The sequence below is a fragment of the Lelliottia sp. GFLA7 genome, assembly GCF_056490165.1.
Map to the genome: position 1 here is coordinate 18,815 of NZ_JBWLAQ010000013.1, position 20,825 is coordinate 39,639.

Annotated in this window: 18 protein-coding genes; 8 read left to right on the forward strand and 10 right to left on the reverse strand. The window is 55.3% G+C overall.

Going from position 1 to position 20,825, the window contains the following annotated elements:
• Positions 1-172: 172 nt before the first annotated feature.
• The 4 genes from AC07RN_RS20265 (at position 173) to AC07RN_RS20280 (ending at position 5,293) form a co-directional block, all read left to right on the forward strand.
• Entirely contained in the window at positions 173-979 is an 807-nt protein-coding gene (locus AC07RN_RS20265) for a dienelactone hydrolase family protein (RefSeq protein ID WP_478337152.1), read from the forward strand.
• Between the two features lie 179 nt (positions 980-1,158).
• Positions 1,159-2,970 (forward strand): beta-glucoside-specific PTS transporter subunit IIABC, encoded by a 1,812-nt coding sequence (locus tag AC07RN_RS20270; RefSeq protein ID WP_449553771.1) that lies wholly within the window; start codon positions 1,159-1,161, stop codon positions 2,968-2,970.
• Positions 2,970-4,433, forward strand: a complete 1,464-nt coding sequence (locus AC07RN_RS20275; protein WP_478337153.1) for a glycoside hydrolase family 1 protein — start codon at positions 2,970-2,972, stop codon at positions 4,431-4,433. The genes AC07RN_RS20270 and AC07RN_RS20275 overlap by 1 nt, the downstream gene beginning before the upstream one ends.
• Before the next feature lie 23 nt (positions 4,434-4,456).
• Complete coding sequence (locus tag AC07RN_RS20280) at positions 4,457-5,293, forward strand: PRD domain-containing protein (RefSeq protein ID WP_449553773.1); 837 nt, start codon at positions 4,457-4,459, stop codon at positions 5,291-5,293.
• A gap of 67 nt (positions 5,294-5,360) precedes the next feature.
• Here the strand turns inward: AC07RN_RS20280 and metE are convergent, their stop codons facing one another.
• Positions 5,361-7,622 (reverse strand): 5-methyltetrahydropteroyltriglutamate--homocysteine S-methyltransferase, encoded by a 2,262-nt coding sequence (gene metE, locus AC07RN_RS20285; protein ID WP_478337154.1) that lies wholly within the window; start codon positions 7,620-7,622, stop codon positions 5,361-5,363.
• 247 nt (positions 7,623-7,869) lie between these two features.
• Between metE and metR the strand changes: the two genes are divergently transcribed.
• On the forward strand, positions 7,870-8,823 hold the full coding sequence (metR, locus tag AC07RN_RS20290) for an HTH-type transcriptional regulator MetR (RefSeq protein ID WP_015960928.1): 954 nt from the start codon (positions 7,870-7,872) through the stop codon (positions 8,821-8,823).
• Here metR and AC07RN_RS20295 read toward each other — a convergent pair.
• The 3 genes from AC07RN_RS20295 to pldB all read right to left on the reverse strand — a co-directional run bounded on the left by AC07RN_RS20295 (position 8,711) and on the right by pldB (position 11,524).
• On the reverse strand, positions 8,711-9,610 hold the full coding sequence (locus AC07RN_RS20295) for a carboxylate/amino acid/amine transporter (protein ID WP_478337155.1): 900 nt from the start codon (positions 9,608-9,610) through the stop codon (positions 8,711-8,713). The genes metR and AC07RN_RS20295 overlap by 113 nt on opposite strands.
• 92 nt (positions 9,611-9,702) lie before the next feature.
• Positions 9,703-10,503 carry a sugar/pyridoxal phosphate phosphatase YigL gene (yigL, locus tag AC07RN_RS20300; RefSeq protein ID WP_015960930.1) on the reverse strand — a complete coding sequence of 267 codons (801 nt, stop codon included), beginning with the start codon at positions 10,501-10,503 and terminating at the stop codon, positions 9,703-9,705.
• 25 nt (positions 10,504-10,528) lie between these two features.
• Positions 10,529-11,524 carry a lysophospholipase L2 gene (gene pldB, locus AC07RN_RS20305; RefSeq protein ID WP_478337156.1) on the reverse strand — a complete coding sequence of 332 codons (996 nt, stop codon included), beginning with the start codon at positions 11,522-11,524 and terminating at the stop codon, positions 10,529-10,531.
• A 109-nt stretch (positions 11,525-11,633) separates the two neighbouring features.
• Here pldB and rhtB point away from each other — a divergent pair, with 109 nt between their 5' ends.
• A complete protein-coding gene (rhtB, locus tag AC07RN_RS20310) occupies positions 11,634-12,254 on the forward strand; it encodes a homoserine/homoserine lactone efflux protein (RefSeq protein ID WP_235134290.1) in 621 nt (206 codons plus the stop codon).
• Here rhtB and rhtC read toward each other — a convergent pair.
• The 3 genes from rhtC to pldA form a co-directional block, all read right to left on the reverse strand.
• The gene (gene rhtC / locus AC07RN_RS20315; protein WP_133632658.1) at positions 12,251-12,871 is read right to left on the reverse strand and encodes a threonine export protein RhtC; all 621 of its coding nucleotides are present in this window, start codon (positions 12,869-12,871) and stop codon (positions 12,251-12,253) included. The genes rhtB and rhtC overlap by 4 nt on opposite strands.
• Positions 12,872-12,932: 61 nt before the next feature.
• Positions 12,933-14,762, reverse strand: coding sequence for an ATP-dependent DNA helicase RecQ (recQ, locus tag AC07RN_RS20320; RefSeq protein WP_235134292.1), 1,830 nt, complete (start codon positions 14,760-14,762; stop codon positions 12,933-12,935).
• Positions 14,763-14,851: 89 nt separating this feature from the next.
• A complete protein-coding gene (pldA, locus tag AC07RN_RS20325) occupies positions 14,852-15,721 on the reverse strand; it encodes a phospholipase A (protein WP_015960935.1) in 870 nt (289 codons plus the stop codon).
• Between the two features lie 158 nt (positions 15,722-15,879).
• Between pldA and yigI the strand changes: the two genes are divergently transcribed.
• Positions 15,880-16,347 carry an acyl-CoA thioesterase YigI gene (gene yigI, locus AC07RN_RS20330; protein WP_015960936.1) on the forward strand — a complete coding sequence of 156 codons (468 nt, stop codon included), beginning with the start codon at positions 15,880-15,882 and terminating at the stop codon, positions 16,345-16,347.
• A gap of 51 nt (positions 16,348-16,398) precedes the next feature.
• Entirely contained in the window at positions 16,399-17,295 is an 897-nt protein-coding gene (gene rarD / locus AC07RN_RS20335; RefSeq protein ID WP_015960937.1) for an EamA family transporter RarD, read from the forward strand.
• 37 nt (positions 17,296-17,332) lie between these two features.
• Here the strand turns inward: rarD and corA are convergent, their stop codons facing one another.
• The 3 genes from corA to uvrD form a co-directional block, all read right to left on the reverse strand.
• On the reverse strand, positions 17,333-18,283 hold the full coding sequence (corA, locus tag AC07RN_RS20340) for a magnesium/cobalt transporter CorA (RefSeq protein ID WP_015960938.1): 951 nt from the start codon (positions 18,281-18,283) through the stop codon (positions 17,333-17,335).
• Between the two features lie 150 nt (positions 18,284-18,433).
• The gene (gene ysgD, locus AC07RN_RS20345) at positions 18,434-18,577 is read right to left on the reverse strand and encodes a YsgD/CorL family protein (protein ID WP_353647195.1); all 144 of its coding nucleotides are present in this window, start codon (positions 18,575-18,577) and stop codon (positions 18,434-18,436) included.
• A gap of 62 nt (positions 18,578-18,639) precedes the next feature.
• Positions 18,640-20,802 (reverse strand): DNA helicase II, encoded by a 2,163-nt coding sequence (uvrD, locus tag AC07RN_RS20350; protein ID WP_015960939.1) that lies wholly within the window; start codon positions 20,800-20,802, stop codon positions 18,640-18,642.
• Between the last annotated feature and the right edge of the window lie 23 nt (positions 20,803-20,825).

The window sequence follows — 20,825 nt, forward strand, 5'->3', positions numbered from 1 at the left end:
CAGACCTCACCACGAATGAAAATGATTGCAGTTAATTACCATAAAATAGTGACATGCATCACACTAACAAGTTATATCGTTTACTACTGCACAAAAGATAGCCCGTTTCGGGCACTGTGAATTGTTAACTTGAGGTCTATATTTATTTGCACCAACGGGTACGGAGAATACCATGACTCAAAAAACGAATTTTGCACCTGCCGCCGCCCCTCTCGCGTCAACCATTGTTTCAACGTCTGAAGACGCCATCACGGCAGGCGAAACCTCGATCCCTTCGCAGGGTGAAAACATGCCCGCGTATCACGCGCGTCCAAAGGATGCGGACGGGCCTTTGCCGATTGTCATTGTGGTTCAGGAGATTTTTGGCGTTCACGAACATATTCGGGACGTCTGCCGTCGCCTGGCGCTGGAGGGTTATCTGGCCGTCGCGCCGGAGCTGTACTTCCGTCAGGGCGACCCCAATGAATACGGTGATATCCCCACGCTGTTCAGCAATCTGGTCAGCAAAGTACCGGATGCGCAGGTACTGGCCGATCTCGATCATGTCGCCAGTTGGGCGGCGCGTAACGGCGGCGATGCGCATCGATTAATGGTCACGGGATTCTGCTGGGGCGGACGTATCACCTGGCTCTACGCCGCGCACAATCCGCAGCTGAAAGCCGCCGTGGCCTGGTACGGCAAGCTGGTTGGCGAAAAAACGCTGAATTCACCCAAGCACCCGGTGGATATCGCGGTCGATCTCAACGCGCCCGTTCTTGGCCTTTACGGTGGCGAAGACACGGGGATTTCGCTGGAGAGCGTGGAGACCATGCGTCAGGCGCTGCGTGCCGCGAATGCCAAAGCAGAAATCGTGGTTTATCCGGAGGCTGGACATGCGTTTAATGCTGATTATCGCCCAAGCTATCACGAAGAGTCTGCCAAAGACGGCTGGCAGCGAATGCTGGCGTGGTTCCGGCTGTATGGCGCGAAAAAGGGTTAAGCCGCTCACAATTTAGCGCACGAAGCACAACGGTTGTTTGACTTTTAAACAGCTTTTGGCCGATATAAAAAGTACAGGCGTGTTACTACGTTCCGTAGGCAAGACCTGAAGCCCATTTCTCCTCCCCAGGAGAAATGGGCTTCAGGTCTTTTTTTTTGCTCTGGAGACAGGGGCCAGACATGAATCATTTGCAGACAGCACTGGACGTCATCGCCCATGTGGGTGGCGCTGAGAATATCGAACATATCGAACATTGCTCTACCCGTTTGCGGTTGAGCCTGTATGACAACAGCAAAGTGAATGAAACCGCGCTGGCGAAAATTGACGGCGTGCTGGGCGTGCGCGTCAACGTACAGTGCCAGGTGATTATCGGACATGAAGTGGTTCAGGTTTTTGAGGCGGTGCGTTCTCTGGTCGGCACGACGCAGGGAAGTGCCCACCCACACGCCAATAAACCCAACCGCTGGGCGCAAGCCGTTGATTTTGTGATCAGCGTTTTCCAGCCTTTGGTTCCCGCCATTGCTGGCGGCGGCGTACTGAAATCACTGCTGCTGTTGTTGGATGTCGTGGGCTGGCTCAGCCGCGACAGCTCCACGTACAAAGTGCTGGATAATATCGGCTCTGCCCCACTCTATTTCCTGCCAATCCTGGTGGCTATCACCACCGCAACCAAGCTCAAGGTCAACGTGCTGGTTGCCGTCTCTGCCGTTGCGGTTATGGTATTACCGGCGATGACCAAACAGCTGGCCGATGGCGCAGAATTCATGTCGTTCGATCTGCGCAACGTGGCCTACGCCTCGCAGGTTTTCCCGGCCATTCTGTGCGTGCTGTTTTATGCCCAGACGGAAAAGTTCTTCAACCGTTACTCACCCGGCGCGCTGCGCATTTTCCTTTCACCAATGCTGTCGTTGCTGGTCACCGTTCCCGTCACGCTGCTGATTTTGGGGCCTTTGGGCTATGAACTCGGCGCAGGCCTGGCAACGGTGATTCTGTGGCTTTACGGGAAATTAGGGTTTGTGGCGACAGGATTACTCGCCGCCGCCCTGCCGTTTATGGTCGCATCCGGAATGCACAAACCGATGCTGCCCTACGCCGTGGCATCCATGAGCCAGTTTGGCCGCGAATTGCTGTATCTCCCCGCGTCGCTGGCGCACAACATTGCGGAATCGGGCGCGTGCCTGGCCATTGCGCTGAAAAGCAAAGACAAAGTGCTGAAATCGACCGCGTTTTCGGCGGGCATTTCCGCGCTATTTGGCATTACGGAACCCGCACTTTACGGCGTCACGCTGCTGAATAAAAAAGCGCTCTACAGCGTGATCCTCGGTAGCATCGTGGGGGGCGCTTTTATCGGCTGGATGGCGGTTGAAGCCTTTGCGATTGTAGGGCCAGGCCTCGCCAGTATCTCCATGTTCGTCTCGCCAGATAACCCACTGAATATCCTGTGGGCGTTTGCCGGTGCGGGTCTGTCATTCGCCATCGCCTTTATCAGCGCCCTGCTGTTGTGGCGCGACAAAGTGACTGAGCAAACCGAAGAATTGACGTTCACCCGTCCGATAGAAGGGCAAATCATTGCGCTGGAAAACGTGAATGACGATGTTTTCTCGCGCAAAATCATGGGTGACGGTATCGCGATTGTCCCTTCTCAGGGCGTGCTGCGCGCCCCGGCGGACGGCACCATCGTTAACGTGTTTGAGAGCGGCCACGCGCTGAGTCTCCTCACCGACGCGGGCGTGGAACTGATTTTCCATATCGGGATCGACACCATCAAGCTGCAAGGCGAAGGGTTTTCCCCAAAAGTGCAGGAAGGCCAACACGTCAAAAGCGGCGAAACGCTGATTGAATTTTCTCTTGATACCCTCACCGCAGCAGGTCTCGATCCGGTGGTGATAATGGTGGTCACTAACGGCGAACGTTTCTCGCTCACGCCACAAAGCCACGACGACAACAATCCAAATCCTCACATCATCATGACGCTAAAGGAGTCCGTGTAATGGATAAATCCCTCCCGTTTCCGAAAGGTTTTTTATGGGGCGGCGCAATTGCCGCTAATCAGGCCGAAGGGGCCTGGAACGTTGATGGCAAAGGACCGTCGGTGGCGGATGCCATCACCTGGAAACCCAATCTGTCGCTGAAAGATTATGACGGCCACATGGCGCTGACGGATGAAAATATTCAGGATGCGTTTGAAGGCAAAAACGACACACTTTACCCGAAACGTCGTGGCATCGATTTCTATCACCACTATAAAGACGATATCGCGCTGTTTGCCGAGATGGGCTTTAAAGTGCTGCGCGTGTCCATTGCCTGGTCACGTATTTTCCCGGACGGCGAAGACGCGGCGCCGAATGAAGCGGGCCTGCAATTTTACGAAGAGATGTTCCGTGAACTGCGTCGCCATCACATCGAGCCGCTGGTGACGCTTTCTCACTACGAAATGCCGCTGGCGCTGAGTGAGCGATATAACGGCTGGGTGCACCGCAACGTGGTGGACGCGTTCGTGCGCTTCAGCAATGTCTGCTTCGACCGATATAAAGATCTGGTGCGCTACTGGCTCACGTTTAACGAAATCGACAGCATCCACCGCCACCCGTTTACCACCGCCGGTATCCGCGAGGAGAAAAGCGCGCCGGGCAAAGCGAAACAGGATATTTATCAGGGGCTGCATCATCAGTTTGTCGCCTCGGCGCTGGTCACCCGTGACTGCCACGCCAAAATCCCTGGCAGCCAGGTCGGGTGTATGCTGACCAAACTCACCACCTATCCGCACAGCTGCCGCCCGGAAGACGTCGAGGCGACGCTGAAAAAGAATCTCGAAAACTATTTCTATGCGGATGTGCAGGTCTTCGGGGAATATCCGCCGCTGATCCTGCGCGATCTGGCGAGCCGCGATATTCAGATTGAAATGCAAGCCGACGATCAGCGTATTTTAAAAGATCATACCGTCGATTTCGTCTCGTTCAGTTACTACATGTCGCTGACCGAATCGACGCAGCCGGACGTTGAACGCATCCCGGGTAACACCATTCTTGGGGTGAAAAACCCGTATCTGCCTGCGTCTGATTGGGGTTGGCAAATCGATCCGGTCGGGCTAAAAATTTCCCTGCTCGAACTGTACGACCGTTATCAAAAGCCGCTGTTTATCGTTGAAAACGGGCTGGGTGCGAAGGATATCGTTGAAGATGGCAAGATTCACGACAGCTACCGCATCGACTATTTCCGCGCCCATTTCGAGCAAACTTTGGCGGCTATCAATGAAGGGGTGGATGTGATGGGATTCACCACCTGGGGATGCATCGACATTATTAGCGCAGGCACGTCGCAGATGTCCAAGCGCTATGGCTTTATCTATGTCGATCAGGATGATGAAGGCAACGGCACGTTGAAGCGCCTGAAAAAAGATTCTTTTGGGTGGTATCAGAAAGTGATCGCCAGCAATGGCGCTGACATGAGCTAAACGGCCAGGCCGCAGGAATAACCGTGATTACGATAAAAAAATCGCTCAATAACAGCATGCTGCTGGTCGACAACGATCAGCGGGAGATGATTTTGTTTGGCAAAGGGATTGGCTTTGGCGCGAAAGCGGGGAGCCAAATCGACCTGACGCAGGTGGAGAAAGTCTTCCTGCCGCTGAGCGATCTCAAGTCCCGTCACTTTTTATCGCTCACGGACACCATTCCTGCGGCATTCTTTGAAATAAGCCACGAGATTCTGACGCTCGCCCGCACGCTTTGCGGCGACAAACTCAACTCAGTGCTGCTTTTCACCCTCGCGGAGCATCTGCACTTTGCGGTAGAACGCAGCCGCAGCGGGCAGGTGATTCTCAATAAGCTGAGCTGGGAAGTGAAGCGCTACTACCCGCAAGAATACAGCGTTGGGATGCAGGCGCGGGCAAACGTGAACGCGCAGTTTGGCGTTGACCTGCCGGAGGACGAAGCGGTGAACATCGCTTTTCACCTGATTAATGCCAGCGGTCAGACTGACGACAGTTCGGCGCATCAGCAGGTTGAGTTGGTCAATCGCATTGCCGAAATCGTGCGCTATAAACTGAGCAAAGCCATTGATACGCAGTCGGTCAACTACATGCGGTTTATTACCCATCTACGCTACTTTGCCGAGCGGGTGTTAACCGGGAAAATTGTGGTCAGCGAGACCGAGGATTTTTATCAGGAATTAATGCGCCATCGCCCGGATGCCATGACCGTGGCGTGGGTGATTCGCGATTATGTGCAGGAAAAATATCAACTCACGCTGCCAAAAGATGAACTGACCTGGCTGAGCATTCATATTAGCCGATTGATGGAAGGTCAGGCGTAGGGCTGGCGTTTTCGCCCCCTGCCGCCTGTTTCCCCTCTCCCCAAAGAGGAGAGGGTCATTCGGGCAATTAACCCTGACGCAGGTTCTGCGCGGCTTTCACCATATTCGCGAGCGCGGCGCGGGTTTCCGGCCAGCCACGGGTTTTCAGGCCGCAGTCCGGGTTCACCCACAAGCGCTCTGCCGGAATACGCTGAGCGGCTTTCGCCAGCAACGCCTCGATCCATTCTACGCTTGGCACATTCGGAGAGTGAATGTCGTACACGCCCGGACCGATTTCGTTCGGATAGTCGAATTCTTCGAACGACTCCAGCAGTTCCATATCGGAGCGCGAAGTTTCGATGGTGATCACGTCGGCATCCAGCGCTGCGATGGAATCCATGATGTCGTTAAATTCGCAGTAACACATATGAGTGTGGATCTGCGTGTCGTTCTTTGCCACCGCGGCGTTGATGCGGAAAGCCTCCACGCCCCATTGCAGGTAAGCATCCCAGTCGCTACGGCGCAGCGGCAGGCCTTCGCGCAGGGCCGGTTCGTCAATCTGGATGATGCCGATTCCTGCGGCTTCGAGATCCGCCACTTCGTCACGCAGCGCCAGCGCAATCTGCTTGGCGATGGTTTCACGCGTCACATCCTCTCGCGGGAATGACCAGCAAAGAATGGTCACCGGGCCGGTCAACATGCCTTTCACCGGTTTGTCGGTCAGAGACTGTGCGTACTTCGCCCACTCCACGGTAATCGCTTCCGGACGGCTGACGTCGCCAATCACGACCGGCGGCTTCACGCAGCGGGAGCCATAGCTTTGCACCCAGCCGTTTTGGGTAAACACAAAACCATCGAGGTGCTCACCGAAGTATTCCACCATGTCATTACGCTCGGCTTCGCCGTGCACCAGCACGTCCAGACCCAAACGTTCCTGCTCAATAATCGCCTGCTTGATGTGTTCCGCAATGCCGGTGCGGTAGTTGTTGGCGTCGAGATTGCCTTTTTTGAAGTCCAGACGCAGGCCGCGGATTTCAGTGGTCTGCGGGAATGAACCGATAGTGGTGGTCGGCCACGCAGGCAAGTTGAAGCGCGCACGCTGCGCTTCGGCACGCACTTCATAGGCGTTTTCACGCTGGCTGTCTTTCGCGGTGATCGCCGCCAGACGTTTTTCGACCGCCGCATTATGCACGCGAGTCGAATGACGGCGCGCCTGAATCGGCGCACTCCACTCGACCAGCTTCGCGGTGTCGCCGCTATTCAGCGCATCGCGCAGCAGAGCCAGCTCTTCACATTTTTGCAGGGCGAAGGCGAACCAGCTTTTCACTTCTGCATCCAGTCGCGTTTCGACACTCAAATCGATCGGGCTGTGCAGCAGAGAGCACGAAGAGGCAACCCACAGATCGCGTTTGCCGACGATGTCTTTAATCTGCGCGTATTTCTCGGTCAGATCGGCGCGCCAGACGTTACGCCCGTTCACCAGGCCTGCAGACAGTAGCCAGTCGGACGGCAGACGTTTGTTGAGTTCAGCCACCTCATCTTTGCCGTGAACCAGATCCACGTGCAGACCCTGCACGGGCAGCGCGGTGATGGTATCGAGATTCGGCGTGACGCCTTCGAAATAGGTGGTCAGCAGCAGTTTGGTCTGGCCCGTCAGTGCGTCGTAAGCCGGTTTAAACGCATCCAGCCATTCCTGCGGCAACTCCAGCACCAGCGCGGGTTCGTCGATTTGTACCCACTCAACGCCGCGTTTTGCCAGTTCAGCCAGCACCTGTTGGTACACCGGCAAAATGTCGTTCAGCAGGCTCAGGCGGTCAAACTGCTCGCCTTTCACTTTACCCAGCCACAGATACGTTACCGGCCCGAGCAGAACCGGTTTAATGTTGTGGCCCAGCGCCAGCGCTTCGTCAACTTCATCCAGCAGCTGCGTCCAGGTCAGTTTGAACTGCTGGCCTTTCACGAACTCTGGAACCATATAGTGATAGTTGGTGTTAAACCATTTGGTCATTTCCGCCGCCGCCGCTGGCTCGCCGGTTGGCGCACGTCCACGGCCCAGGCGGAACAGGGTGTCGATATCCACCGATCCATCTTTGTTCTGATGACGAGCCGGCACGTTGCCAAGCAGCAGGCTGGTAGTCAGAACATGGTCGTACCAGGCAAAATCGCCCACCGGCAGCAGATCAATCCCCGCCTGTTTTTGCTGATCCCAGTGGCGAGCACGCAGCTCGCGGCCAACGGCCAACAGCTCTTCGCGGGTGGATTGACCCGCCCAGTAACTTTCTTGTGCTTTTTTCAGTTCGCGGCGCAAGCCAACGCGAGGGAAACCGAGAGTGTGGTTGATTACAGTCATGTGTCATTCCTCTAAGAATTCATTGAATCTGAAGGCAAACTCTAAATAGTTCGGCTGGCAGGAAGGCGGCCCCGCAGCGCATCCCCAGTCACTTACTGAAGTAAGTGACTGGGGTAAGCGAGGACGCCAACGCATCTGCAAGTCGAAATATGACGAGTTTGGACGTCCAGATGTTTACACATCCATAATTGGCGGTTACTGTATATTCCTCAAGCGCAAAATACTCATGCCGAAGTGAAGGACTTTCATGATCGAGATAAAACACCTGAAAACGCTACAAGCGTTGCGGAATTGCGGGTCGCTCGCTGCGGCGGCGGCTACACTGCATCAGACGCAATCCGCGCTGTCACACCAGTTCAGCGATCTGGAACAACGCCTTGGCTTTCGCCTGTTCGTGCGTAAGAGTCAGCCGCTGCGCTTTACGCCGCAGGGGGAAATTTTGCTCCAGCTCGCCAATCAGGTGTTGCCGCAGATCGCCACCGCGCTGCAGTCCTGCAATGAGCCGCAGCAAACGAAATTGCGCATCGCCATTGAGTGTCACAGCTGTATTCAGTGGCTGACGCCTGCGCTTGAGAATTTCCGCCAGCACTGGCCGCAGGTGGAGATGGACTTTAAATCGGGCATGACGTTTGACCCCCAGCCGTCTCTTCAGCAGGGCGAACTGGATCTGGTGATGACGTCCGATATTCTGCCGCGCAGCGGGCTGCACTACTCACCGATGTTTGATTATGAAGTGCGCCTGGTGCTGGCTCCGGATCATCCGCTGGCGGCGAAAACGCGCGTCACACCGGAAGATTTGGCGACCGAAACGCTGCTGATTTATCCGGTGCAGCGCAGTCGTCTGGATATCTGGCGGCATTTCCTGCAGCCGGCGGGCATCAGCCCGAACCTGAAAAGCGTCGATAACACGCTGCTATTGATTCAGATGGTGGCGGCGAGAATGGGTATTGCGGCGCTGCCGCACTGGGTGGTAGAGAGTTTTGAGCGCCAGGGTCTGGTGGTCACCAAAACCCTGGGTGAGGGATTATGGAGCCGGCTGTACTCCGCCGTGCGCGATGGCGAGCAGCGTCAGCCGGTCACGGAAGCGTTTATTCGTTCAGCGCGGAATCACGCTTGCGACCATCTGCCGTTTGTTCGGAGCGCGGAGCGACCCAATGGCGATGCACCCACAGTGAAGCCAGGATCACCGTTCCCCCAATGATAAAGCTCGGCCAGTGCGGCTGTTCCTGCCAGATGGCCAGGTTCACCAGCAGGCCTGCGGGCACGTGAACGTTGTTCATAATGCCCAGCGTTCCGGCGTCTACCTGCGTAGCGCCGTAGTTCCACATAAAATAGCCCAGCCCCGACGCGACCACGCCCAGCCAAATCAGCACGCTCCACTGCACCGTGGTGGTCGGCAATTTCTGCGGATTACCCAGCATGAGCCACGCTATAACCGCGACAATAAGCGCCCCCATATAGAACCACGCAAAGGCATTGTGCTGGGGCATCGGCCGGGTTTCCATCAGGCGTTTATAGCCAACCATGCCAATCGCAAAGCTGATGTTAGCGAGCTGAACGAACATCAGCCCGGTCCAAAAGTGATCGCTCACTTTGTCGTAGCGAATAATCGCTGCGCCCGCCACGGCCAGTAGCGCGCTCAGCACGTAGCCCCAGCGTAAGCGTCGCTTGCTCAGCAAATCATAAATGAGCGTGATATAGAGCGGCGTCAGCACGGTGAACAGCAGGAATTCTGAGACCGACAGATAGACATACGCGCGGAAGCTGAACAGATACATAATGCCGAGCTGCATCGCGCCCACCAGCATATACAGCAGAATGGTTTTGAACGTTTGTCCGCGCAGACGCAGAAATGGCAGGAACACCAGCGCCGCCAGCCCTACGCGCATCAGCACGGAGAAATAGCTATCGACATGCCCGGCAAGATATTCACCGATCAGGCTGAACGAGAAGGCCCACAGAATAGTGGTGATAATGAGTAGCGCCACAATGCTTGTCTCTCAGGAAGAAGGACAGGCATTGTAGCGGACTCTTCGGTTGACAACTGAGCGTTAATTAGTCAGTCGCGACGTTATGACAATTATTCAAGAAATAGCTTACGCAGATAATTCGGTACGGCGTTGTCGCCGTTGGTGCCGATCACTTCCAGCTCCGGGTGCAGATCTTTCAAACGCTGGTGCGCGTTTTCCATGATGCAGCCTTTGCCCGCCATGGAGAGCATTTCAGCGTCGTTCATACCGTCGCCAAAGGCGATGCAATCTTTCAGCTCAAAGCCCATGCGTTTGGCAACCGCTTCCAGGGCATGGCCTTTAGACACACCGCCCGCCATCACTTCAAGACAGGTCAGCGTGGAGAAGCTAACGTTCACGCGATCGCCCCAGCGCGCGTTAATCGCCTGTTCCAGCGGCAGCAGCTCTTCGTGGGTTTCGCAGACGAAAAACACTTTGCTGATCCCTTCCGGCTCCAGCAACGCGGGCTCATACAGCGTGTAGTTAAACACGGCTTCTTTGAAGAAACGCATCTCATCCGGGCGATGACGGTTCATAAACCAGTCGTCGTTGCGATAGACGTTAGTGACGATATTCGGGTTGTCATGCACAACGCCGAACAGATCGGCGGCGATATCGCGATCCAAATCGTGAGTGAAAATCAAATTGCCATCGGTGTCGTGCACGCGCGCACCGTTGGAGGTGATCATGTACGCCTTAATCTCCAGGCCGTCGCGGATTTGCCCGACGTCAACATGATGGCGACCTGTCGCGAAGACAAAATTCACGCCGCGCGCGGTCAGGAGTTTTAAGGTCTCTTTCGCGTACGGCGATAAGGTGTGATCGGGGGAAAGCAACGTGCCATCTAAGTCAGATGCAACAACCTGGTACATAGGGAAATTTAACCTCAATAGGAAATCAGTTATGCCTGTCGAAAAATTCAACAATGGCGTTTAGCGCGACTGAGCGCATGGCGTCCTTTTCAAAAAGGATCTCATGGAACGCACCGTTTATAATCAGCGGTTTCCCCCCTTCGCAAGGGTGACCCGCCGCAGCGCGCAGTTCGCAAAAGCGTTCATGCATGCGGTTATCCACCACACGCTCCTCTTCTGCCTGAATCAATAATGTCGGCGTATTATCGTCACCCACGCCTGCCAGCGCAGACTCACCCGCGAGGATGCCTTCACGGACCCAGTGATACGTTGGGCCGCCCACGCGCAAACGCGGTTCATCGGCATAGAAACGCAAATTACGGCGATACCGCTGCCGACTGTGGGTGAGCACGTTGATCGCAAAGGGCAACGCGCGCCAGCGCCCGGTACCGATCGCGTAGCCTTCGCGAATGCGCTGATGGCCCTCAGCCCAGTCGAGAATATGGCGCACCATCCAGTCCGGAAAACGCATGACGATGCCGAACATGGGCGCCGAGAGCGCAATGGCGTCGCACTGATGATGGGGATAGCGCTGTAAAAACAGCGTGGCGATCGCGCCGCCCATAGAGTGCGCAAGAATATTCCTTTTACGCCACGGACCTGGCTGCACTTCCTGCTGCCAGAACGCGGCGAGATCGTCGACATAATCACTGAAATGATCAACGTGGCCACGATGCGAGTCCGACAGCAAACGCCCGGACCGCCCTTGCCCACGATGGTCGATAATCAGGACATCAAAACCCTGATGGAACAGGTCGTAAGCCAGTTCAGCGTATTTGACGTAGCTTTCAATACGGCCAGGGCACACGACGATCACGCGATCGTTTTTGCTGTCCCGAAAACGCACAAAGCGAACCGGGACATTGTCCACGCCCATGATCTCGGCTTCTTCGCGCTGACGCCAGAAATCGGTCAGCGGCCCCATGGAGAAAGCAGCAAATGCGTTCTCGCGTGTTTCCCAGTCCTTTTTCTGCTGAAACATTGGGTTTCCACCCCTGTAAGCCATGGAATATCGTTTTTTCGTGACGCATCACAAAATGCGCTAACAATAGCGTATTGTGGCATAAAAATAGACGATTCGGGAGTTTCAAATGACCTTCGAGTGGTGGTTCGCTTACCTGCTGACATCCATTATCCTGAGCCTTTCACCGGGTTCTGGCGCAATCAATACCATGACCACCTCCATTAGCCACGGTTATCGCGGCGCAGCGGCGTCAATCGCCGGTTTGCAGACGGGCTTGGGGATCCACATCGTGCTGGTCGGCATCGGTTTGGGCACGCTCTTCTCGCAATCGATTCTGGCCTTTGAAGTACTGAAATGGGCGGGCGCGGCGTATCTGATTTGGCTGGGCATCCAGCAATGGCGCGCGGCGGGTTCAATTGACCTGAACACGCTGGCGAATACGCAAACCCGTGGGCGACTGTTCAAACGCGCCGTGTTCGTCAATCTGACCAACCCGAAAAGCATCGTCTTTTTGGCCGCGCTGTTCCCGCAGTTTATCGTCCCGCATCAGCCGCAGGTGATGCAGTACATCGTGCTCGGCGCGACGACGATTATTGTCGATATCATCGTGATGATTGGCTACGCGACGCTGGCGCAGCGGATTGCGGGATGGATTAAAGGGCCTAAGCAGATGAAGGCCCTGAATAAAGTCTTTGGATCGCTGTTTATGCTGATTGGCGCGCTGCTTGCGTCAGCGCGTCATGCTTAGCGAGAGATGATGAGATGGATGCCAAAGCCGGCGAACAGTGCGCCGGCAAAGCCGTCGATCCATTTTGCCAGACGCTGATAGCCACGTCGCATTGACGGGAGCGCGAACAGACTTGCCACCACGGTAAACCAGGCGAACGTTTCCACCACGATCAGCAGGAAAATCCCCCAACGCGCGCCTGCGCCCACGTCATCACCGACAAACAGGGAGAAGACGGAGCCAAAATAGATAATCGCTTTCGGGTTCGCCAGATTGGTCAGCAGACCTTTCAAAAAGCTGCGGCCACCGGTTGCCAGTTCGACATGAGGTTCGTCCGCCACTTTCTCTTCTTTTTTCAGCGCCCCGCGCAGCATCTGATAACCCATCCAGCACAGGTACAATCCGCCGCCGACCATAATGATGTTATGCAGCCAGGCCATTTTGGCGAGGATCAGATTCAGGCCAAGCAGCGCGACAGCGGCCCACACCATTACGCCCATGGTGATGCCGAGCACACCCATCATCGCTTCTTTGCGGGAACGGCTGACGGCGGTCTGGGATACGAAGAAAAAGTCTGGGCCAGGGCTCATCAGCGCAACGATATGCACCAATGCCACGGTGAGAAAAAGCATTAACATAGTTAACTCGCGGGGAAATAATTCACAGAGCAATCATCCTGGCACTTTTTCGCCGGTCTGACTACTCCTCATCATCACCGTCGGCATGTGAACGAATCAGCGCCATAAACTCTTTACCAAAGCGCTCGAGTTTGCGCGTACCGACACCGTTGACGCTGAGCATTTCGCTGGCGCTGAGCGGCATCTGCTCGGCCATTTCGATAAGCGTTGCATCGTTGAACACCACATACGGCGGAATGTTCTCTTCATCGGCAATGGCTTTACGCAGCTTGCGCAGTTTGGCGAACAGCTTGCGGTCGTAGTTTCCGCCGTAGGATTTCTGCATCACGCGTGGTTTCAGGGCGATAACGCGCGGCACGGCGAGCTGTAGCTCAATTTCACCGCGCAGCACCGGACGTGCGGCTTCGGTCAGCTGAAGCGCAGAGTGCTGGGCAATATTCTGTGTCGCGAAACCCAGGTGAATCAGTTGGCGAATAATGCTCACCCAGTGCTCGTGGCTTTGCTCTTTGCCGATGCCATAGACAGGCAATTTATCGTGGCCCATTTCGCGGATACGCTGGTTGTTCGCCCCGCGCAGGACTTCCACCACATAGCCCATCCCGAAGCGCTGATTGACGCGCCCGATAGTCGACAGCGCCTTACGTGCATCCATTAAGCCATCGTACTGCTTCGGCGGATCGAGGCAGACATCGCAGTTACCGCACGGCTCCTGACGTCCTTCGCCAAAGTAGTTGAGCAGCACCAGACGGCGGCAGGTTTGCGCTTCGGCAAACGCACCCATCGCGTTGAGCTTGTGACGCTCGATATCCAGCATCTGCCCTTGCGGTTTCTCTTCAAGACAGCGACGCAGCCAGGCCATATCAGCCGGATCGTAAAACAGCATCGCTTCCGCAGGCAGGCCGTCACGCCCAGCACGACCCGTTTCCTGATAGTAGGATTCGATATTGCGCGGGATGTCGAAATGCACCACAAAGCGCACGTTGGGCTTATTGATGCCCATTCCGAAGGCGACGGTGGCGACAACAATTTGCAGGTCGTCGCGCTGGAATTTCTCCTGCACGTCGGCACGAATGTGATTTTCTAATCCGGCATGATAGGCCGCAGCGCTAAATCCACGGGTTTGCAAACGCGCGGCGGTATCTTCCACTTTCGCGCGGCTGTTGCAGTAAATGATGCCCGATTTGCCGCGCTGCTCCTGCACATAACGCAAGAGCTGATCCAGCGGCTTGAATTTTTCCATCAGCATGTAGCGGATGTTGGGGCGGTCAAAGCTACTAACCTGGATAAACGGGTCGTTAAGTCCAAGAAGACGGACGATATCCTGACGGGTCGTGTCATCAGCCGTGGCGGTAAGCGCCATAAACGGCAGCGCCGGGAAGCGCTGACGAAGCTGACCGAGCGCGGCATATTCCGGGCGGAAATCGTGTCCCCACTGCGAAATACAGTGCGCTTCATCCACCGCCAGCAGCACCGGATTCCAGTGCGCTAAATGCTCAAGGAAGTTATCCAGCATCAGGCGTTCCGGCGCGATATACAGCAGGCGAATTTGTCCGGTACGGCAACCCGCCATCACGTCCTGCTGCTGTTCGCGGGTTTGCGTGGAGTTGATACAGGCGGCGGCAACACCGTTCGCCAGCAGCTGGTCCACCTGATCTTTCATCAATGAGATTAGCGGTGAAACCACGACCGTCAGGCCGTTCAGCACCAGCGCCGGCACCTGATAGCACAGCGATTTTCCGCCGCCGGTCGGCATAACCACCAGACAATCGCGGCCTTCCAGCACGGTTTCAATGATGGTTTCCTGGCCAGGGCGGAATTGCTGATAGCCAAAGGTTTCTTGTAAAACCTGTTTAGCCAGCGATTCCTGATTCAAAACTTCCGCCTGCGCCACGTTAACCCCATTTGCCAGAAATAAAACAGGCGCTATTTTCAGCGCCTGAGAGAGAAACTTCAACGTTTAACGCAAAAACATTCTTGAGCTTAGAAAAGATCGTTCAGCATCACGCCCACACCCACGCGGGTCTGGTTGAAGTTATAGTCGATGAGCGATTCACCGTAACCGCTGTAAACCTGCGTGTAGATGCGCATATGCTTGGTCACCGGATAGCTCAGGCCCAGTTCCGCGCCGCCATAGCCGGTGTTCCAGTTATATTGCCCCTTCGCACTCAGTACCGCATCACCCAGCTGATAGCCCACTTTAAGTTGATAGTAGCCCATGTACTTGGTGATATCTGGATTATCGTCGGTGCTTCCCAGCACGTACCACGGCTTAACTTCCACCATCCAGTTACCGTTTTGCGCCATCAAACGCGTATAGAGACGGTTCCAGCTGCGGGAAGTGGGGTCGGCGCGGCCATTCGAATCGTGGTTATAACCAAATTCGACGTCGCGTAAGGTCCAGCCAGCAAACTCGTCATCCGTTGCAAAGCCGAGGAACAGCTGCGGCTCGTAGTTGGTTTCGCGGAAGGGGGAAGACTCACCGCTGTTAGACAGCTGCCACCAGGATTTCTGCGTGTAGGACGCGCCCAGCACTGAACTCGGCCCTAAAATACCGCGCCAGAGCGGAAACGCCAGGCTGAGCTGGAATTTAACTTCGTCTTTGCGCGCGTTATCTGACCAACTGTAAGAGCTAATAGCCTCTTTATTGATGTCGCTGGTTTGGGTGTAAATCAGATAGTTAGTGTCATACGGGTAAAGCGTGAACGGATTGTCATGCTCCTGAAGAAGGTTCGCAATAATGCTGCCGTGAACGGCGGGCTTATCATGAACTTCCTTAATCGTGGCTTCCTGCGCAAATGCCGTAAAGGGCAGCGCAATCGCCGCCAGTAACCAACCCAGATACGTCCGCATCGGTGGTGCTCTCCTGCGAAATAAAATTTTGTGAATATTATGAGCAGCTCATTTTACCTATTTCTTCGTTTACGTCTCCCTCTCGTTTCCGAAAGTGGAAATTCGTATGTCAGAAGCATAAAATCAACATCTCATTAACAATAAGGATGTGATTTCTGATGTCAGCCACGCTTACCGCTGAAGACGCTTTGAAACTTGTGGGCGAGATTTTTGTTTACCATATGCCTTTTAACCGTGCGCTCGGGCTTGAACTGGATCGTTACGAGAAAGGGTTTGCCCAACTCAGTTTCAACAATCAGCCGATGATGGTCGGCAACTGGGCGCAAAGTATTTTGCATGGCGGCGTGATCGCCTCCGCGCTGGATGTCGCCGCAGGGCTAGTTTGCGTGGGCAGTACGCTGGCGCGTCACGACACCATCAACGAAGATGAGTTGCGTCAGCGCTTATCAAGGATGGGCACCATCGATTTACGCGTAGACTATTTACGCCCAGGCCGTGGCAATCGCTTCACCGCCACCAGCAGTTTGCTGCGCGCAGGCAATAAAGTCGCCGTCGCCCGCGTCGAATTGCACAATGAAGAGCAAGTTTACATCGCCAGCGCAACGGCCACTTATATGGTGGGTTGAGGCGGCAAAATCGGGTAAAATTACTTCACTTTCTTGTCACGGATTTTACCGATGGATGCTAAACAGACGCGGCAGGGCGTTTTACTCGCTCTTGCCGCTTATTTTATTTGGGGTATCGCACCCGCCTACTTCAAGCTGATTTACTACGTACCAGCCGACGAAATCCTTACCCACCGCGTAATCTGGTCATTTTTCTTTATGGTGGCGCTGATGAGCGTCAGCCGTCAGTGGTCAGGCGTGAAAAAGCTGCTACAAACGCCGAAGAAAATTTTTCTGCTCGCCCTTTCAGCGGTGCTGATTGGCGGAAACTGGCTGCTGTTTATCTGGGCGGTTAACAACCATCACATGCTCGAAGCCAGCCTCGGTTACTTTATCAACCCGCTGGTCAATATCGTATTGGGGATGCTGTTCCTCGGCGAACGTTTCCGCCGCATGCAGTGGGTGGCAGTACTTCTGGCGCTGTGCGGCGTGCTGGTTCAGCTCTGGACGTTTGGCTCGCTGCCGGTCATCGCGTTGGGCCTGGCGTTTAGCTTTGCGTTTTATGGTCTGGTGCGGAAAAAAATCGCCGTCGAAGCGCAAACCGGGATGCTATTCGAAACCCTGTGGTTGCTCCCGCTGGCAGCGATTTACCTGTTCGGCATTGCCGACAGCAGCACCAGCCATATGGGCAGCAATCCGTGGTCGCTGAATTTGATGCTGATCGCCGCCGGGGTGGTCACCACCATTCCGCTGCTGTGCTTTACCGGCGCGGCGACGCGTTTGCGCCTGTCCACGCTAGGCTTCTTCCAGTATATCGGCCCAACGCTGATGTTCCTGCTGGCGGTGATGTTCTACGGGGAAGTGCCGGGGGCCGATAAAATGGTGACGTTTGCGTTCATCTGGGTGGCGTTGGCGGTATTCGTTGCCGATGCGCTTTATACCCAGCGCAGAGTGAAGAAAGGATTGTAGGGTTTAGCCCTCTCCAGCTCGGGAGAGGGCATCTGCATTAAAGCCAGTTGCGGCGCTTGAAGTACAGATACGGCGCCAGCCCGGCAAGCAGCATAAAGATAATCGCGCCAGGGTAGCCAAAGCTCCACTTCAGTTCCGGCATAAACTCAAAGTTCATCCCGTAGCTGGATGCCACCAGCGTTGGCGGCAGGAACACCACGGAGACCACCGAGAAGATTTTGATGATGCGGTTCTGCTCGATGTTGATAAAGCCCATCGCCGCCTGCATCAGGAAGTTCACCTTCTGGAACAGGGATTCGTTGTGTGGCAACAGGGATTCGATATCGCGCAAAATTTCACGCGCCTGCTCAAGCTGACCACTCGGTAAACGCGCTTTACGCACCAGGAAGTTCAACGCGCGCTGGGTATCCATCAGACACAAACGCACTTTCCAGCCGATATCTTCCTGCTCCGCCAGCGTCGAGAGCGCTTCGTCATATTCATCGCCCTGATGGCCTTCCATGATCACGCGGCTCAGCTTTTCCAGATCGCTGTAGATGTTTTCGATTTCATCCGCCAGCTGTTCAATTTTGGTTTCGAACAGATCGAGCAGCAGCTCGTAGGCGTTGCCATCGACCATCGCCTGGCTACGGGCGCGCATGCGGTAGAGCCGAAATGCCGGTAGTTCGCGCTCACGTAAGGTGAACAGGCGGCCATCGCGAATGGTAAATGCCACGGTGGAGTTACCGGCGTGGTCGTCCGCATCTTCATAAAAGAAAAAGGAGTGAATATGCAGGCCGTCTTCGTCTTCAAAAAAACGCGCGGATGCTTCGATATCTTCCAGTTCAGGACGGGTTGCCAGGCTTTGTCCGAGTTCTGATTGTACGCGCAAGCGTTCATCGTCGTCCGGCTCGACCAGATCCACCCATACGGCATCAATGAGGGGCTGTGACTCTTCAGCTTCAAGCCGAATCAGTCGGTTTTTTTCGAGTTGAAATGCGCTCAACATGACCGGGACTCCCAATGCAAAAAATATCGGACAGTTCGGTGGGCACACAGAAACAATAAGGGTTTCAGACCATTAAACAGCCTGACTCAGCGCGACGGGAAAAAACAGATCGCTGACAACCACTAAGGCCATCAGCAAGAGGAGATAGCCTTAGGAGTTGTTCCTGGATGACAGGGAATTGAGCCAGTATGTACTGGGTGTGTCCAAGGCGAATGTCCTCTTAGCGTAATCGTGCGCGCATGTTACGCCAGCTGTAATAGTGGCGTCAACACGCAGCGGAACGCTGAAGGGCATTTAATAGCCGCCAGCTATTAAGGCTAGCAGATTATTACAAAATAATGATATTTTTCTGAAAGTTACACATTTTCCAGACGCGCATAAGCGGCGACCAGCCATTTGATACCCTGTCCCTGGAACGCCACCTGCAGGCGACTGTGCTCGCCGCTCCCTTCCAGATTCACGATGGTTCCTTCGCCAAATTTCGAATGGCGGACGCGCTGGCCCAGCTTGTAGCCGGTGTCGTTTTCCGAGATTGGCGTTCCCATCCGCTGATGGTTAACCGGACGGCTGATGCTGGCGCGCAGGCGCACCTCTTCGACGCAGGCTTCCGGCAGTTCGCCGATAAAGCGAGACGGACGGTGATAGACCTCTTTGCCATACAGACGACGCGTTTCAGCGTAGGTCAGCGTCAGCTTCTCCATCGCACGCGTCACGCCCACATAGGCCAGACGACGCTCCTCTTCCAGACGTCCGCCTTCATCCAGCGACATCTGGCTCGGGAACATCCCCTCTTCCATCCCGACAATAAACACTTGCGGGAACTCCAGCCCTTTGGCGGAGTGCAGCGTCATCAGTTGAACCGCATCCTGCCAGGTATCCGCCTGCCCTTCGCCCGCTTCCAGCGCCGCGTGGGAGAGGAATGCCTGCAGCGGCATCAAATCTTCGTCTTCTTCGTTGTAGCTGAACTGACGCGTTGCCGTCACCAGTTCCTCTAAGTTCTCGATACGCGTCTGGCCCTTTTCGCCCTTTTCCTGCTCATACATCATACGCAGGCCCGAATCCTTCACCACACGGTCCGTCTGAACGTGCAGCGGCATATCGGCGGTTTCTTGTGCCAGGGCGTCAATCAGTTCAATAAAGCGCTGTAACGCGCTTGCTGCGCGCCCGGCCAAGGCTTTTTCCTGCAATAGCTCACGGCACGATTGCCACAGCGTGAGCTGGCGCTCACGAGCAGCCTGACGCACCACGTCCAGGGTGCGATCGCCGATTCCGCGCGTTGGGGTATTCACGACACGCTCAAACGCCGCATCGTCGTTACGGTTAGCAATCAGGCGCAGATACGACAGCGCGTCTTTGATTTCCTGGCGTTCGAAGAAGCGCATGCCGCCATAGATGCGGTACGGCATGCTGACCTGCAATAGCGCCTCTTCGAGAACGCGCGACTGGGCGTTACTGCGATAGAGAATGGCGCATTTTTCCAGCGCGCCGCCGTTGTCCTGCCAGGTTTTGATGCGATTAACCACAAAACGCGCTTCGTCCAGCTCGTTGAACGCGCAGTAGATTGAAATCGGTTCGCCGTCGACGCCGTCGGTCCACAGCTTTTTGCCCAGTCGCCCGTTGTTGTTTTCAATCAGGGCGTTGGCGGCGCTCAGAATATTGTTCGTCGAGCGGTAGTTTTGCTCCAGACGAATAGTTTCTGCGCCAGGGAAATCATTGAGGAAGCGCTGAATGTTTTCGACCTGTGCGCCACGCCAGCCGTAAATCGACTGGTCATCATCGCCCACGATCATCACTTTACCGGTGTCACCCGCCAGCATGCGGATCCACGCGTACTGAATGTTGTTGGTATCCTGGAATTCATCCACGAGGATGTTGGTAAAGCGTTCGCGATAATGCTGAAGAATATGCGGCTTGTTCAGCCACAGCTCATGCGCGCGCAGGAGCAACTCGGCGAAATCCACCAGACCCGCGCGATCGCATGCTTCCTGATAAGCCTGATAAACCTTCTGCCAGGTTTGCTCAACCGGATTGCCAAAGCTTTGAATATGGTGCGGGCGCAGCCCTTCGTCTTTTTGACCGTTGATGTACCACATCGCCTGACGCGGCGGCCATTGCTTCTCGTCGAGGTTCATCGCCTTGATCAGACGTTTCAGCAAACGCAGCTGGTCTTCGCTGTCGAGGATCTGGAAATCCTGTGGCAGATTAGCGTCCATATGGTGCGCACGCAGCAGTCGGTGCGCCAGCCCGTGGAACGTGCCCACCCACATGCCGCCCTGGCTGGTGCCCATCAGCTGGGCAATACGATGGCGCATTTCCGCCGCCGCTTTGTTGGTAAACGTCACGGCCATAATGGAATACGGCGAGCTGTTTTCTACGCTCTGCAACCACGCGATGCGGTGAACCAGAACACGCGTCTTACCACTGCCCGCCCCTGCCAGCACCAGCATATTGGTCCGCGTCGCGGCGACCGCTTCACGTTGTTTGTCATTAAGGCTGTCGAGCAGGTAAGAAACGTCCATTGGCACCGCCAGAAGTCATCTGC

What these genes read in the sequence shown, in the direction of transcription:
- yigL (WP_015960930.1), bottom strand. Translation starts at nt 10,503, where the DNA reads ATGTACCAGGTTGTTGCATCTGACTTAGATGGCACGTTGCTTTCCCCC.
- pldA (WP_015960935.1), bottom strand. Translation starts at nt 15,721, where the DNA reads ATGCGGACGTATCTGGGTTGGTTACTGGCGGCGATTGCGCTGCCCTTT.
- uvrD (WP_015960939.1), bottom strand. Translation starts at nt 20,802, where the DNA reads ATGGACGTTTCTTACCTGCTCGACAGCCTTAATGACAAACAACGTGAA.
- AC07RN_RS20275 (WP_478337153.1), top strand. Translation starts at nt 2,970, where the DNA reads ATGGATAAATCCCTCCCGTTTCCGAAAGGTTTTTTATGGGGCGGCGCA.
- corA (WP_015960938.1), bottom strand. Translation starts at nt 18,283, where the DNA reads ATGTTGAGCGCATTTCAACTCGAAAAAAACCGACTGATTCGGCTTGAA.
- pldB (WP_478337156.1), bottom strand. Translation starts at nt 11,524, where the DNA reads ATGTTTCAGCAGAAAAAGGACTGGGAAACACGCGAGAACGCATTTGCT.
- ysgD (WP_353647195.1), bottom strand. Translation starts at nt 18,577, where the DNA reads ATGCCCTTCAGCGTTCCGCTGCGTGTTGACGCCACTATTACAGCTGGC.
- AC07RN_RS20265 (WP_478337152.1), top strand. Translation starts at nt 173, where the DNA reads ATGACTCAAAAAACGAATTTTGCACCTGCCGCCGCCCCTCTCGCGTCA.
- rhtB (WP_235134290.1), top strand. Translation starts at nt 11,634, where the DNA reads ATGACCTTCGAGTGGTGGTTCGCTTACCTGCTGACATCCATTATCCTG.
- metR (WP_015960928.1), top strand. Translation starts at nt 7,870, where the DNA reads ATGATCGAGATAAAACACCTGAAAACGCTACAAGCGTTGCGGAATTGC.
- rarD (WP_015960937.1), top strand. Translation starts at nt 16,399, where the DNA reads ATGGATGCTAAACAGACGCGGCAGGGCGTTTTACTCGCTCTTGCCGCT.
- metE (WP_478337154.1), bottom strand. Translation starts at nt 7,622, where the DNA reads ATGACTGTAATCAACCACACTCTCGGTTTCCCTCGCGTTGGCTTGCGC.
- yigI (WP_015960936.1), top strand. Translation starts at nt 15,880, where the DNA reads ATGTCAGCCACGCTTACCGCTGAAGACGCTTTGAAACTTGTGGGCGAG.
- AC07RN_RS20270 (WP_449553771.1), top strand. Translation starts at nt 1,159, where the DNA reads ATGAATCATTTGCAGACAGCACTGGACGTCATCGCCCATGTGGGTGGC.
- rhtC (WP_133632658.1), bottom strand. Translation starts at nt 12,871, where the DNA reads ATGTTAATGCTTTTTCTCACCGTGGCATTGGTGCATATCGTTGCGCTG.